Source organism: Ornithinimicrobium sufpigmenti, from assembly GCF_004322775.1.
GTDB classification, from domain to species: domain Bacteria; phylum Actinomycetota; class Actinomycetes; order Actinomycetales; family Dermatophilaceae; genus Ornithinicoccus; species Ornithinicoccus sufpigmenti.
Genome location: NZ_CP036403.1, coordinates 662,087 through 675,744, shown reverse-complemented (window position 1 = coordinate 675,744; position 13,658 = coordinate 662,087). Strand labels below are relative to the sequence as shown.

10 protein-coding genes are annotated in these 13,658 nt (G+C 66.3%); 3 read left to right on the top strand and 7 right to left on the bottom strand.

What is annotated here, in order from left to right:
- Nucleotides 1–419: 419 nt before the first annotated feature.
- The 5 genes from ESZ52_RS03220 to ESZ52_RS03200 form a co-directional block, all read right to left on the bottom strand.
- Nucleotides 420–758, bottom strand: coding sequence for a sulfate permease (locus ESZ52_RS03220; RefSeq protein ID WP_131103667.1), 339 nt, complete (start codon nucleotides 756–758; stop codon nucleotides 420–422).
- A gap of 144 nt (nucleotides 759–902) precedes the next feature.
- Nucleotides 903–4,445, bottom strand: a complete 3,543-nt coding sequence (gene mobF, locus ESZ52_RS03215; protein WP_131106396.1) for a MobF family relaxase — start codon at nucleotides 4,443–4,445, stop codon at nucleotides 903–905.
- A 119-nt stretch (nucleotides 4,446–4,564) separates the two neighbouring features.
- Complete coding sequence (locus ESZ52_RS03210; RefSeq protein WP_131103666.1) at nucleotides 4,565–5,041, bottom strand: HIT family protein; 477 nt, start codon at nucleotides 5,039–5,041, stop codon at nucleotides 4,565–4,567.
- Nucleotides 5,038–5,796 (bottom strand): macro domain-containing protein, encoded by a 759-nt coding sequence (locus ESZ52_RS03205; RefSeq protein WP_238160627.1) that lies wholly within the window; start codon nucleotides 5,794–5,796, stop codon nucleotides 5,038–5,040. Before ESZ52_RS03205 ends, ESZ52_RS03210 begins: the two co-directional genes overlap by 4 nt.
- 80 nt (nucleotides 5,797–5,876) lie before the next feature.
- Nucleotides 5,877–6,395 (bottom strand): TIR domain-containing protein, encoded by a 519-nt coding sequence (locus tag ESZ52_RS03200; protein WP_131103664.1) that lies wholly within the window; start codon nucleotides 6,393–6,395, stop codon nucleotides 5,877–5,879.
- A gap of 644 nt (nucleotides 6,396–7,039) precedes the next feature.
- Between ESZ52_RS03200 and srmL the strand changes: the two genes are divergently transcribed.
- Nucleotides 7,040–8,158, top strand: a complete 1,119-nt coding sequence (srmL, locus tag ESZ52_RS03195; protein ID WP_131103663.1) for a PheS-related mystery ligase SrmL — start codon at nucleotides 7,040–7,042, stop codon at nucleotides 8,156–8,158.
- A 193-nt stretch (nucleotides 8,159–8,351) separates the two neighbouring features.
- Here srmL and ESZ52_RS03190 read toward each other — a convergent pair whose 3' ends face one another.
- Together ESZ52_RS03190 and ESZ52_RS03185 are read right to left on the bottom strand one after the other, a co-directional pair.
- The gene (locus ESZ52_RS03190; protein WP_131103662.1) at nucleotides 8,352–8,921 is read right to left on the bottom strand and encodes a TetR/AcrR family transcriptional regulator; all 570 of its coding nucleotides are present in this window, start codon (nucleotides 8,919–8,921) and stop codon (nucleotides 8,352–8,354) included.
- 36 nt (nucleotides 8,922–8,957) lie between these two features.
- The gene (locus tag ESZ52_RS03185; protein ID WP_131103661.1) at nucleotides 8,958–10,487 is read right to left on the bottom strand and encodes an MFS transporter; all 1,530 of its coding nucleotides are present in this window, start codon (nucleotides 10,485–10,487) and stop codon (nucleotides 8,958–8,960) included.
- A gap of 196 nt (nucleotides 10,488–10,683) precedes the next feature.
- On the opposite strand from ESZ52_RS03185, the gene ESZ52_RS03180 reads away from it, so the two are divergent.
- Both ESZ52_RS03180 and ESZ52_RS03170 read left to right on the top strand, forming a co-directional pair.
- Complete coding sequence (locus ESZ52_RS03180) at nucleotides 10,684–11,547, top strand: helix-turn-helix domain-containing protein (protein WP_425600046.1); 864 nt, start codon at nucleotides 10,684–10,686, stop codon at nucleotides 11,545–11,547.
- Nucleotides 11,548–12,259: 712 nt separating this feature from the next.
- Nucleotides 12,260–13,441, top strand: coding sequence for a Cmx/CmrA family chloramphenicol efflux MFS transporter (locus ESZ52_RS03170; protein ID WP_131103660.1), 1,182 nt, complete (start codon nucleotides 12,260–12,262; stop codon nucleotides 13,439–13,441).
- Nucleotides 13,442–13,658 lie beyond the last annotated feature (217 nt).

The window sequence follows — 13,658 nt, the reverse complement described above, 5'->3', positions numbered from 1 at the left end:
GTGACGTCCTCGAGTCCTTCGGGGACGAGACGCTGGGCGTGAAGATCGCCCGCAATCAGTCGAGCGGCGAGCCAGGCTGCCACGGTGTGTTGGAAGTCGAACCCCCTGCTGGCCCAAGCACCACTTCTCGTTCCGCTCCACTCATCGATGAGGCGGTCCGAGGTATCCGGTTCGTCGGGCGGGCCGGAAGGCTTCGAGGGCACAGTGGGCTGCTGACGGGGTCGCTGCCGCCTCTTCCCTCGCTTCGGCTTCCTACGTGCCACAAGCCAATTGTCTCAGGCCGCGCAGACTTTCGGACGGAAGTGATGACGCACCAGGTGCGTCGGCCCGCGGCCGAGCGATCGATCCATCGCGGCGAACCCACGCATCAAGTGACTCCCGCTTGCTCGGGTGCGCCCTCCTCGATGGTCAACTCTGTGTCACGGGCGGCGGCTCGCCGCTGCCCGTCGACGTGCACCGGCCTCGCGGAGGCGGGCGCGGGTGAGCCAAGCGACGCTGGCAGGCCCGAGCCAGAGCATCTTGAACCCGTTCCAGATCGTCAGCAGGACGAGCAGGTGTAGCCAACCTGGCGCTCCCTGATCGATGAGGCCGGCGAGCCAGACGGCGGCGGCGAAGTACGGGACCGCCAGCAGCATCACTGCCGGCCCCCACTTCATGCCACGCCTGGCCCGTATGGCGTCAGCGAGGACGTTGGTGGGCATGTAGCGGCGCAGGAAGTTCCGGACGTGGATGCTGACCACTATCAGGAGGCGGAACATGTTCGGCTCCTCTCAATCGCGCGTTTCACCTGAGGAGGCAGTGCGTTGAGAAGGGCGCGAAGTCGGGCCGACCGCGTGCGGCCGAGTGGTGAGGAAACCCTGCCTCGCTTCTACGATACGCGCGAGTTCTGACATCTTGAAGGGTCACAGCCGCGGGCCGATGGGGTCATGTCTGATCGGACGCCTTCCCGGTCCGTCCTGCTGGGGCTTGGTGATGGCCTGTGCGCGGAGGAGGGCGGCATCGGCGCGGGCATGGTCGATCCTCTGCGCCGCGCATTCCGGTTCGGGGCCGAGGGGGCGGCTGCTGGTGATCTGATAGCGATCGCGGTAGACGGCCACCACTCTGGCGTTGCGCCGCCACGCCTTCGCTTCCTTCTCGCCCTCGGGTACCGGGCCGAGCGCGGCAGTCCAGGGCTCTTGGCCGCTGAGCGCGCTATCCAGGACGCTGGTGGCGCGGTGCTCGATCAGCTCGTGTCGTTGATCGAGCGCTTGGCGCATGTCGCCTGCCATCGGTCCATCGGCGGACGGGATCAGTCCTGCGATCAGCCGTGGTGCCTTGCGGGTACGGCCTGACTTGGCGGGACGTGCCGTTGCCCGGGCAACGCGGTGGTGAAGGACGGAAGCGATGTCGTCGGCATCATCGAACCCGCGCGCCGTCACGAGGCGCGGGAACAAGCGGTCGAGGTCGTGATGGTTGGCTTCTGCTCGGCGGAGTTCAGCAGTCAGGGCCCTGAACGCGTCGGACTCGATCACCGTGTTGGCTTGTTCCTCGCTGAGACCGGAGTCGCGGATGAGGGTGGCCCAGCGGTCGTGCTGGGCCGCGGCGGCGATGGTCTCGTACTCGGCCGCCAGTTGGGCGATCGAGCCCCAGTGCTCTTGCTCCGCGGTGATGGTCTCGTGCGCGGACAGCTCGGTACCGGAGTGCTGGAGTACCCCGTAGAGGACGCTGCGGGCGGTGGCGTCTGGATTGTCACTCGGGTGCGGCTCGGCGTGGGCGTCGTCTGGCCGGTCCAGAACCACATAGGCCTGGTTGGAGTGCTTGCCGCGGGTCATCGCGACGTAGAAGTTCTCCCGCATGGTGGTCGGCTCCACCAGGACGTGTGAGGTGTCGACGGTGATGCCCTGCGCCCTATGCGCCGTGACTGCGTAACCCAGATCGACGTGCTCGGTGACATACGAGGCCGGGAGGACGATGGAGCCGCCGAACCTGCGTCCGGTCTTGCGGATCGTGACCGAGCCGTCGTCTCGGACACCGGTGATGGTCCAGGTGTCACCGTTGAGCACCCACGTTTTCCCGTTGCGCAGGCGGCGGTCGTTGCGGCGGGTGATGATCGTGTCCCCGACTCCGGCGGTGGTGCCGTCTGTGAGTTCGACTTCTCGGCCGGGTGTGAGGGTGCTGTCGAGGATCAGGTCAGCGCGGGCACGGGTGTTGAGGGTGGTGACGTCGTCGCGGGTCTCGGCGATCAGCACCGACGCCAGCCCCTGATTCCGGTCTGCGCGCCACGCGGCGTATGCGGCGTCGGTCATCGCCTCGGCCTCGCCTTCGTGGATGCGGTGGTGGTCGCGGTAGGTGTCGATCACTTCGGTGCGGCCGTGCCGCAGGGCGAGGGATGCGGTCTTCTCCCAGGCGTTGGTGAAGCGGTGGACGTCGACCAGCTCGGGCGCGTCGTCGCGGTCGTTCACGAGGAGTCCGAAGGCGCCGCCTGCGTCCACCGATTGGAGCTGGGCGTAGTCGCCCACCAGCAGCGCCTTCGCCCCAACGCGCTCGGCCAAGTGTGTGATCCGGTCCAGGGACAGGGTTCCGGCGAGGGAGGCTTCGTCGATGATGACGAGCTGACCTTCTCGGAAGTCCTCGCCGTGGACGAGGTGGTTCTGCCACCACTTCGCCGTGTTCTCGGTGGCGATGCCGAGGTCGTCGGCGAGCACTTGGGCGGCCACGGCAGACGGTGCGAGCCCGACCACGGAGCCATTGCCGTGCTCGGTCTCCCACGCCCGGCGCAGCGCGTTCATCGCGGTGGTCTTCCCGGCGCCGGCCGGGCCGACGAGCACATCGAGGACGTGGCCGGAGACGGCGATCTTCATCAGCGCATCGGCTTGATCCTCGCCGAGCATCCGCCCCTCGGCATCGGGCCGCGCGGTGATCTTCTCCACCGTGTGCAGCGGGACGGTGGGTGCGGTCATAGTGCGCGAGCGTTCGAGCAGCCGGTCTTCGGCCGCGAGCAGTTGCTCGGAGGAGAACACCGTGGAGTGCTTGGGCCGGAACACACTCGTGCCGTCCACCCGTCTGAACGCGGCCGGGCTGGTGGCAAGGTCGGGAGGGGTCAGCCGCAGTGAAGCGTTCTCGGCGGCGTCAGCGATCATCGCGATGACCGCCTCCCGGTCGCGCATGGTGGCGAAGCGCCAGCCCATCGTCTGCCGCGACGCCTCAGCCATCAGATTCCACCGCCGCCACGTGGACCGCTTCTCACCGACCACCTCGACCACCGAGGCGCCGAGTTCGGCGACCGCATCCAGCGGCACGTCGTCGGCTCGCAGCAGCAGCGGCTTGTCGTTGTCCGTCACGGCGCGCGACCAGCCAGTGGCGTCCTGCCCGAGCACTCCGGTGGCACGGGCACGCCACTGGTTGGTGAGGTCGGCCAGCGAATGGACCTCCTTGTCCGGGCGGGTGGACAGGGCGGCTTGGGCGCGGAGCTTCATGATCGTCGCCAGGGACGGTCGCCGCCCGTGGTTGCTCACATAGTCGGCGATGAGCCGATCGGTCTCGGTGTGGATGTGCTTTGCGCGGGTCGAGAACTCGGCCACCAGCTCCTCCGGGACGGTGGTGATCGCCCAGGCCGGGTTGCGGTCTCGTCCCATGTCGCGGGCTTCCCATTCAACGCCGAAGGTACGAGTCATGTAGTCGGCGAACACCGCCTCGTGCAGCTCCGACAGGGCGACCACGGCGGCGTGCATCGGCCGCCCGTCCAGGCTCCGCCACTTACCGTCGAGGACGGTCTGGACCTTGTTGGAGATGACGACGTGGGTGTGCAGGTGGGGGTCGCCGGCGCGGGAGTCGAAGTGATCGAACGCCGTCGCCACCAATCCGGTCACATCGACCTGCGCAACAGCACCGTCTCCAGCGGTTGCACCGGTGCGAGTGGCGGCAACCTCGCGCTCCATGAACGCAACCACCTCCGCAACCGCCCGATGATGCGCCTCACCGATCAGCGCCTGCGTCCCCGCGTCCGCAACCGCCCACAACGCCGAGGCGGACTTCGGGACGGAGAATGTGAAGTCGAACCCGGCCACCGCCCGGCGTCTGCCGCGTTCGCTCTCTTCCGCCTCGATCTGTGCGACCGCCTCACCCTTGGCGCCGGGGCTCAGGCCGGGGTCGAGGTCGGCGATCCGGGCCTCGATCCGCTCCGGCACCGACTTGTAGGCGGGGAACGCATGCCCGAGCGGGTCGCCGGTGATCGGGTCACGACCCATCCCCATCAAGAGCTGGAGCTGCGCCTCCGACACCCGATCACCCACCGCGAGCTGACCCTTGCCGAGCGCGGCGACACCAGAACCGATCCATTGGCCCGGTGGTGTACCCGCCTCCACGTAATACCTCGTCAGCGGTGTTGACAGCTCGCGGTCGCCGTCCGCGGCCGCGACCGTGCGCAGCAGGTACTTGTAGCCATCGCCCGCGCTCATCACGCGCATCGAGACCGTCACCGCGCCACCGCCTTTCGATAGGCAGGTGGGCGAGCGACGACGACGCGCAGGCGTCATCACCTTGGGGGTGACATGAGGTGGACGGCCGCGTTACTCCTGGAACGAGACTAGCGGGGTGTTGATCCGAGATCGGGGGCGATGCGGATTGCCGCCAGAATCTGTGCAGCGATCTGATCAGTCTGCTCCACGGTGAGTTCAGGAACGTCGCCGAAGTCGGTGCCTCCGCCGGTCAGAGTGCCAGCGATGTGAAAATGGAGGTGTGGAATGGCCTGGTGTGCTGCTGTGCCGTTGTTCTGCCAAACCGCGATTCCTGGGCGCTCGAACGCAGCGTCGATCGCTGCGGCAGCCCATGCGAGGGTGTCCATCATCGCATGACGCTCGTTCGGCTCGGATTCCAACAGGGTCGGGTAATGCCGCACCGGCAACACGAGCAGGTGTCCGATGCCGCGCTGTTCTCTTGTGACGAGCACAGCGATCAGATCGTCACGATAGAGGACCGTAAATGGACGCACCCCACTGAGGTAGTCGCAGAATGCGCAGGGCTCTTGCTCAGGGATGTCGAGGCTGCTCTCGCTGTCGTTCATCCGGCGACCAAGGATCGCAGGAACGCTTGGAACTCGGCGCGGTCGATCTTGCCGATCTCGTTCGGATGCACGACGATGCGCAACTCCTTCGAGAACCGTCCGCGCCGGGCGCGAAGGAGGAACGAGAACGCGATGAGCCTGACGGCGACCTCGGCCGTCAGCTCAGGGATACGGGACTGCCCCTGGCCAAGCAGCGGCACGCAGATCGGCTCTCCGTTGCCGTTGCGATCAGCGGCATCCCACACGCTGTCGAGGCTGTCCAGGATGCCTCGGATCGTGCCCTGGGCGCGGTTGTGTTCGTCCATGCAGGTGTAGGCGACGCAGTAGTAGCGAGTCGTGCCCTCTCCGTTGAGGACAGCGACGGTCCCGACTGGATAGACATCTTCCTTGCCGGGCTTCGTGATAGTGCCCACTGGTCCGATACCCGTCAGCGCGGATGCGAGTTCAGCATCAAGTCGCGTCTGTGATCCACCATAGATCCTGTGAAGCAGGTTGCCTTGAACGCTGCCGTTCTCAATGATGCCTGGCTCTGTGTCGAACGTAGTCGTCATCCCGACGAGGGCTGACGCCTTCTGCTCGAACAGGTCGCCCACGACCAAGCGGATGCTGATGCTCTCCGAGGGAAATCTTTGCTCGGGGTCCTTCTGTCGCAGGGAGAACAGCGCCCACCCCACGGCAAGTGCTCCCGCGACGGCTAGAAGCCACCATTGACCGTTCAGAAGATCGGGCGCGAAGAGCGCGAGGGCGCCGGCCACAACAGCCAACGCACCCAGGGCTTCCAAGAAGCGCCGGGCAAATCTCCCCACGTACCGTCGTAGTGACCGCTTGTGGCGCACTACTTGTTCAGCCCCAGACTCTCGTACACGGACTCGTTGTAATTGTGTGGGCCGGTCTTGTCTGAGCTATTGAAGTCAGGAACGTAGTGGTCCAGTGCGTACTTGATGATCGTCGGCCCGAACGACACGGACATCGTGAAGTAGTTCTTGTCAGCGAAGGGGGCAGGAACGTTGGTGCCGCTCTTGCCGCGACGGGCTCCGTCGAGATTAGCGACGACGACAGGAAGGCCAAGGGAGATGATCGCTCCGACCTCGTAGGCGAGGAACGAGGAGCCGTCGCCTCCCTTGCGTCGGGCGGCAGGACTGCCAAGTAGCACGACCTGCTTCGTGTTGTTCAGACGCTCCCGCAGTCGCCGCTTGATCGTCTCAGGCGTGCTCGTGTCACGCGCCTCGTAGATGTCGTGTGCGTTAGTGAAGTCAAATTCGATGTTCTTGTTCGCTCGCCAGGCCGTCATGAGCCGGTAGTTGTGGATGTCTTCGCTGGCGAAGGCGACATAGGTCTTGTTGCGGTAGCTCATCGTCGGGCTCCTGGATCGTGTCGTCGCTGAGGATCGACGGAAACCCGGACCCTAGACTCGATTCTACCGTCGAACGGCGACGACCTCGTTGCTTCTGGGCGCCTCTCCCAGAGACGCCCAGCGCGCACGGGCGACCCCTCGCTTCGTCGTCGCGGACACTCCCGCGGGCACACAGTCAGCCGCTCGACCTCGACCTGCAAGAGGCGTGGCGGCTCCATAGGGGTGGTGATTCAGGAACGACCTGGCGATCGTCGCTGACCGCTTGTCGTACTTCCAGGTGGCAGTCGCCTGGATCGGCTTCGATGGTGGCTCGCGGGGATCGCGCATCCGGCAGGTGGAGTGGCGACGACCTGACCGACATCCGGATCGAGGCTGCCCGGGTGTGCCGCAAGTGCGACCGCACTACTCCGACTCGCTACCGGCAGCACCGGCGGCAGAATGCCGCGTGATATCTGCATTCGCGAACCCTTCACTGATCGCTGATAGGATCGCGGTGTGAGTTGGCAGCAGCGATTTCTTGACCCCCGGCCGGGAGACGGCCGCGGGGTCTTCCACGTGCGCCTGTAGCTCGCTGGGTCTCCGCAGGCGCGGCCGGGGGAGTTCTTCATCCTTCACTGGCCCAGCACCCTTCAGGAGACCCGCTCATGGCTTCCGCCGAATATCTCAGCCCTGTCCAACTCCAGCGCGCTCTCACCCTGCGCGATCTGACTGACCCGGCCCAAGGCGATCACGCGATCCAAACACTGCTCTCTACGGTCGTCGACGCGCTGCAAGGCACATGGCTGAACACGGTCCGATACGTCCGCAATCCACCGGCCGTCGCCGTCCGCGAGAACTACGACCGACTCGGCTACGACCCTGAAGACGTCACACGCGCCCGCCGCTACACCCGCTACATAAGCCCCACGGTGATGCTGCGCAGCCACACCAGCGCGGAGCTCCCCAAGGCCCTGGAGCAGTATGCCGACCGAACCGGAATCGACGAGCTGATCGTCGTACCCGGGCTGGTCTATCGCCGCGATGTCGTTGATCGAAGCCACGTAGGCGAGCCACATCAAGTGGACCTCTGGCGCATCCGAGACACCCCTGACGTCAGTGACGAGGACATGCTCGACATGATCGCGTGCATCGTGCAGTCCGTCCTTCCAGGAGCGGAGTGGCAGGTCACCGACGCGGTTCACCCGTACACGGTCGGCGGACGGCAGATCGACGTACTGCTCGACGGTGAGTGGCTGGAACTGGCCGAATGCGGTCGCATCCATCCTGAGGTACTGCGCAGCTCTGGCTTGGACCCACAGCGATGGTCAGGGTTGGCACTGGGGTTGGGGCTGGAGCGAGCGCTCATGTTGCGCAAGTCCATCCCTGACATCCGCTACCTACGCGCCCGCGATCCCCGCATCGCCGTCCAGATGCTCACGCTGGAACCGTGGCAACACGTCTCGCCACTGCCACCGGCACGGAGAGATATCTCTGTAGTCGTTGACGATGAGGAGGACGAAGAGACTCTCGGCGACCTCATCCGCGTCGCGCTGGCGGAAGACGCAGAAGTGATCGAAGCCGTCGATCTCCTGGATAGCACGCCCCACGAGGCGTTACCGGACGGCGCCCGGAGGCGCCTCGAAACCCGACCCGGTCAGAGCAACATGCTCCTGCGAATAATTTTGAGACCGATCGACCGGACCCTGACGTCGCAGGAGGCCAACACGATTCGCAATGCGATCTACCGGGCCGTGCACCAAGGACCGGTCATGGAACTCATCTGATTCTGACTCTTCTGGCGCGCCCCGTCTGCATAAACGGCCGGTGTCGATGCAAGTCACGAGCACTACAGATGACAGGTACCTCCTGCGCACGGTCGCGGCCAGCGACGGCGATCGGCCCTCTCGTCGCCATGTAGGCGCGAAGACACCTTAGTTCGTTTGCGATGGGCTATCGGAGCGTTGTGACGTGGGTGCGTTACACCGGTGCTCCGATGGCTTGTGAAAGAACGCGGTGGACGTAGTCGATGTCGGCGGGGATGTTGTCGATGAGGATCGCGGTGCACAGGCCGTCGGAGGCGGCGACGAGCGTGGCGATGGCCTGCGGGTCGTCGGTGAGGGTCGAGGCGAGTTCGGCAACGTTCTCGCGCCAGTGCCGGGCTACCGGTGCCAGGGCAGGCCTGCGGGCGGCCAGCGTCGATAGTTCGCGTTCGGCCAAGGCTCGTTCGCGCCCTGGGCCGCCAGAGTTGACGATCAGCTTGGCCAGGCCGTGCAGCTTGTCACCGGGGGCGTCGATGATCTGGCGGATGTGCGCTGTGTAGGCGTCGGCCACGCTGGACAGTGCAGCGACGAGGAGATCGTCGAGGGTGGCGAAGTAGTAAGTGCTCAGACTGGTGGTGATGCCGGCCTGTTTGGCGACGGTCCGGTGGGTGACGCCTGCCGCACCGTCACGGGTGACGACAGCGAGGGTGGCATCGATGATCTCAGCGCGGCGCTTGTTGCCCCGGGCACGTCGTCCATCGATGGGGTGTTCATCGCCGTCGCTCACTGGTCCCTCCTCTGGTTTCCAGGGTAATCGAGTCCGTCACCGACGGTCGGCTTCGACATCCTGATCTTCACCGAGTGGACGGACATGGCGCAGGGCCACCAGACACAGGACAGTCGCTACGATGATGGCGCCGCCGGCCACTGCCGAGGCGATGTTCACTCCGGTGGTGAACGCTTCCTGCGCCGCTTGCACGACCTCGGCTGGGATCTGGTCGGCGACCGAGAGTGCACCCGAGAGGCTGCCGGTAAGGCTCTCGGCGATCTCGGGTGAGGTGTCTGCGGGAGCGCTCATGCGGGCGGTGTAGAGAGCGGTGCTGAGGCTACCGAGTAGCGCCACGCCGACGGCGATGCCAAGCTCTTGGACAGTCTCGGACATTGCGGCAGCCGATCCAGAGTTCGCCGCCGGTGCGGCGCCGACAACGATGTCGGTGCCCAGCGCGGCGATCGCGCCGAGGCCGAGGTAGACGAACGCGAATCCGACCACCACGGCTACGGTGTCGCCGGTACCGGCCGTTGCCAGCAGCGCATAGCCGATCACCGACAGGCCCAGGGTGGCCGACATCACTAGGCCCGGTCGTACATGCCGGGCAACCAAGGGTGCACCGATAGCGGCGGCGAACATGGCCAAGGCCGGGGGTCCCATCCACAGACCCGCGGTGAAAGGGGTGAGGCCCTCGACGAGCTGGAGATACTGAGTGACCAGATACATGGTGCCGCCCACCCCGATGAGCCCGATCAGCAGTACGGCCAGTGCCGCGGAGAAGGCTCGGTTGGTGAACAACGTGACGTCCAACAACGGCGAAGCCAGACGTCGTTGCCGGCGCACGAACAGCACACTCGCGGCCGCACCGACGGCGAGGAGGATCGCTGTGCTCGCATCCACGCCGTAGGAGGCGGCATGCTTGACGGCGTAGATGCCCGGCAGGATCGCGGCCAGGGACAGGGCGACACTGGCCAGGTCCAGTCGCCCGGCCTGGGGGTCGGCGTACTCGGGCAGCACGATCTTCGCGCCGACCAGGACGACGATCGCGATGGGGACCGCGAGCAGGAACGCCGCGCCCCACCAGAACGCATCGACCAGCGCACCACCGACCACGGGGCCGGCCGCCATCCCCAGGGCGAACATCGTGGCCCACACACCGATCGCGACCGCGCGTTGACGCACGTCGGCGAACATGTTGGAGATCAGCGACAGGGTCGAGGGCATCAGTGTGGCGCCGGCGATCCCGAGCAGGGCGCGTGCCAGGATCAGCAGCTCGGCGCTGGGAGCAAACGCCGCGAAGACCGACGCGATCGCGAACGCCGTCATGCCGATCAGGAGCAGGCGGCGCCTGCCGATGCGGTCGCCCAGTGTCCCCATGGTGATGAGAAGCCCGGCAATGAAGAAGCCGTAGGCGTCCATGATCCACAGCGTTTGGGTGGCCGAGGGGTCGAGCGCCGCAGACATGCTCGGCAGCACCAGATACAGCGCAGTGACATCCAGGCCCAGTAGCACGGTCGGCAGCGCCAACAGGGCCAGGCCCGCCCACTCGCGCGCTCCCGCCCGTCGGGTTGCAACCTCTGACATGACAGCCTCCTCTGAAGTAGGTACTTGAACGATAGTACAAGTAGAACTATCGTTCAAGCATGTGGGGAGAGCAGTCGCGAGAGCACCGACGCACCCCCGCCCGTGCAGGAGCGCGCCGGTGGATGTGCGGCGCGTAGCGCGATCCTCTGAGCGGCCGGCCGAGAGCTTCTCGCCGATCCTCGCCCGCTCACGCACGATTCATCGCCCGATCGCTCCGGTCGCGTATGACTGTGTGAAGTTGATCTTCGTTCGGCACGGCTCGGCGATCCTGCTCAGCGAGTTCGGCGAAAAGCCCGTCACGGCTGGTGACGTCGTCGCACTCGGGGCGAACACACTGTGCGGGAGCGAGCCCGAGGACTCGATCACGGTCACCACGTTGTACCTGGACCGCGATTACGTCGTGGACCAGGTGTTCTGGCAGCACGCAGCCCTGCTGGCCGACCGGCTGGATGCTCAAGACTTCGCCGACGAGTTGTACTCCGAACCGGCCCAGATACTCCACCTCGGCGAGGACCGCTCCGGCATGCTGATGCCGTGGCTGGACGAGATGGTCGCGCTCAGCGTCGACGGACCGTCACCGAAGAAGTTCTATCGCCTCCAGGCGCTGCTGTTCGCTGTCCTCGACGTGATCACTCCCTACGTCAGGACCACCGACGCGAGGCGGACGCCGACGCAGCGCAGGGCCATGCTGCCCGGTCTGCCCCTCTGCCGTCACTTCTCACCGCTGCGGACTGAGGTCCGCACATCAGTCGAGCTTCTACGCAGCGGCCCCGAACAGCGGTGGACTCTTCAGGAGCTAGCCGCCGCGGTGCATCTGTCGCCATCACAGCTCGGACGGCTGTTTGTCGATGCTTATGGGAAGACACCGATGACCTACCTGTCGACGCTGCGTGCCGAACGATTGGCCCGGTTGCTGCGCGAGACCGATCTGCCCGTCGAGGCAGCAATGCGTCAGGTCGGCTGGTACAGCCGGGGCCACGCCGCCCGCATGTTCCGCCAGGCAGTCGGTGTGACCCCGAACCGTTATCGGCAACTCAGCCGACAGAGGACAAAGCCCTGAGCCGCGATACGAGTATCCGCATCATCGCCGGTCTGTGAACCAGGGGCGGCTTACGGGCTGGTAGTCCGGTGGGGACTCGTCGGGTTCACCGCCGTGCCTGTCGGTCACATCGCTCGTTCCGTTGGTCGCTGATCGAGGACATCTTCGACGCTGGGGACGCTACGCCGACGCCATCGCAAGATGGGAACATATCACCGGACGAGACGCCCCGGCACCAGCCCTCCTGAACGACGACATTGGACCACGGCCAGCACCGGAGTTCGTGGAGTGGCTCATGGGACTCCCCGCCGGCTGGGTCACCGACTCTGGACACAGGCTCACCCCGAATCAGCAGATCGCGGCGCTCGGCAATGGAGTGCTGCCGTTGCAGGCAGCGGCGGCGCTCACCTCTAGCAGTTGACACTCCTGGCGAACGGTGCTGCCAGTCGGCCGTCACCACCTGTAGGTAGCCGCCCACACAAGGGTTGGCGATAGGTTGCGATGCAAAATCCGCCGTCTGTGGCCTGGTACGCTGGACTCGTGAGTTCTCCCGAAGCAAGCAGAGTGGGGCTATCGGTCCGCCGGTAGCCCGAGATGCTGTAGTTCCTTCCTGATTCCCAGCGCGCGCCCTGTCGGGCGGCGCTGTTCTTTGTGAATCCTCACGCATCCGAAGCGCCTGCGGTGCCGACCGCGCCGTTCACTCTCGTCATCTCTTGCTTCGGAAGGCATTTTCATGCCCATTGTGTTGTACATCCTTGCCCTCGCTGTGTTCGCGCAGGGCACCTCTGAGTTCGTCCTGGCCGGTCTGCTGCCCGGCATCGCCGGCGACCTCGATATCTCGCTCGCGCAGGCCGGTCTGCTGACCTCGGCCTTCGCGGTCGGCATGGCGCTGGGAGCGCCTGTCATGGCCGCGGTCGGTCGCAAACTCTCACCGCGCTGGACCATGAGCGGGTTTCTGGCCCTGTTCATCCTCGCGCACGTCATCGGCGCCACGGCGGAGAGCTTCGGGCTCCTGTTCGCCACCCGGGTCGTGGCGGCGCTGGCGAACGCGGGTTTCCTCGCGGTCGCCCTCTCCACGGTCACGCACCTCGTCCCGGCTCACTCCCGTGCCCGTGCGCTGGCGGTGATCCTCGGTGGCACGACGCTGGCCCTGATCGCCGGTGTCCCGGCGGGAGCATTGGTCGGCAACGCCCTGGGCTGGCGGGCCACCTTGTGGGCGATCGCCCTTGTCTCGGTGCCGGCGCTGATCGCGGTGCTCATCGCCACCCCGACACGCGCGGCGCAGACAGACCACGCTGTGGCGCGACGGTCTCTGACCGGTGAGTTGCGGACGTTGCGGCTGCGGCCGGTCCAGCTGAACATCGTCATGGGGGTCCTGGTCAACGCGGCCACGTTCTGTTCCTTCACCTACCTCGCCGTCATCGCCGGCACACGAGCCGGGGTCAGCGAAGCCCTGGTGCCTCTGTTGCTGGGGGTGTTCGGTCTCGGCGCGTTCTGCGGTGTGACTGCGGCAGGTCGGCTCGCGGACCGGAGCTGGCGCCAGGTGATCCGAGTGACCGGCCCGCTGCTGGTGCTCGGCTGGGTGCTGCTGACGGTGATGGTCGATAGCCAGCCGGTGCTGTGGGTGCTGGCGCTGCTCCTCGGGGCGCTCTCCTTCGCGCTGGGCAGCACGCTGATCGGCCGGATCATGGCAACCGCGGGCGACGCGCCGTCCATGAGCGGGTCGTTCGCCACGGTCGCGATGAACCTCGGCGCGGTCATCGGGCCGATCGCCGGCGGGGTGGCCATCGAGCTGGTCGGCGTGCGCGGTCCGCTCGCGGTCAGCGCGCTCCTGGTGCTTGGCGCCGTCGGCCTCGGGTGGGCGATGGGACGCGCCCGTGCAGATCGGCCGCGGACGACAGTGCCCGTGGCCTGAGCGGACACGCTGGTTGCGGCCCGACCTGAAATGTGCATCCGGCGGTGGGCCTGACAAGGCTCGGACCCACCGCCGGGGCCAGCCAGCTCAGTCGCTGTCGTGGACGACGCGTGTCCGCGGGCGGCAAGCACCTATGCGGTAGCACCGGCCGGGCGTCGCGTGCTAACGTGGGTGCCATGTCGACCCCGATCGCAGACAGAGCCTAGCCACCGGAAGG

Coding starts and splice junctions, on each gene's coding strand:
- ESZ52_RS03185 (WP_131103661.1), bottom strand. CDS start 10,487: ATGTCAGAGGTTGCAACCCGACGGGCGGGAGCGCGCGAGTGGGCGGGC.
- ESZ52_RS03210 (WP_131103666.1), bottom strand. CDS start 5,041: ATGAACGACAGCGAGAGCAGCCTCGACATCCCTGAGCAAGAGCCCTGC.
- ESZ52_RS03200 (WP_131103664.1), bottom strand. CDS start 6,395: ATGAGCTACCGCAACAAGACCTATGTCGCCTTCGCCAGCGAAGACATC.
- mobF (WP_131106396.1), bottom strand. CDS start 4,445: ATGCGCGTGATGAGCGCGGGCGATGGCTACAAGTACCTGCTGCGCACG.
- ESZ52_RS03220 (WP_131103667.1), bottom strand. CDS start 758: ATGTTCCGCCTCCTGATAGTGGTCAGCATCCACGTCCGGAACTTCCTG.
- ESZ52_RS03170 (WP_131103660.1), top strand. CDS start 12,260: ATGCCCATTGTGTTGTACATCCTTGCCCTCGCTGTGTTCGCGCAGGGC.
- srmL (WP_131103663.1), top strand. CDS start 7,040: ATGGCTTCCGCCGAATATCTCAGCCCTGTCCAACTCCAGCGCGCTCTC.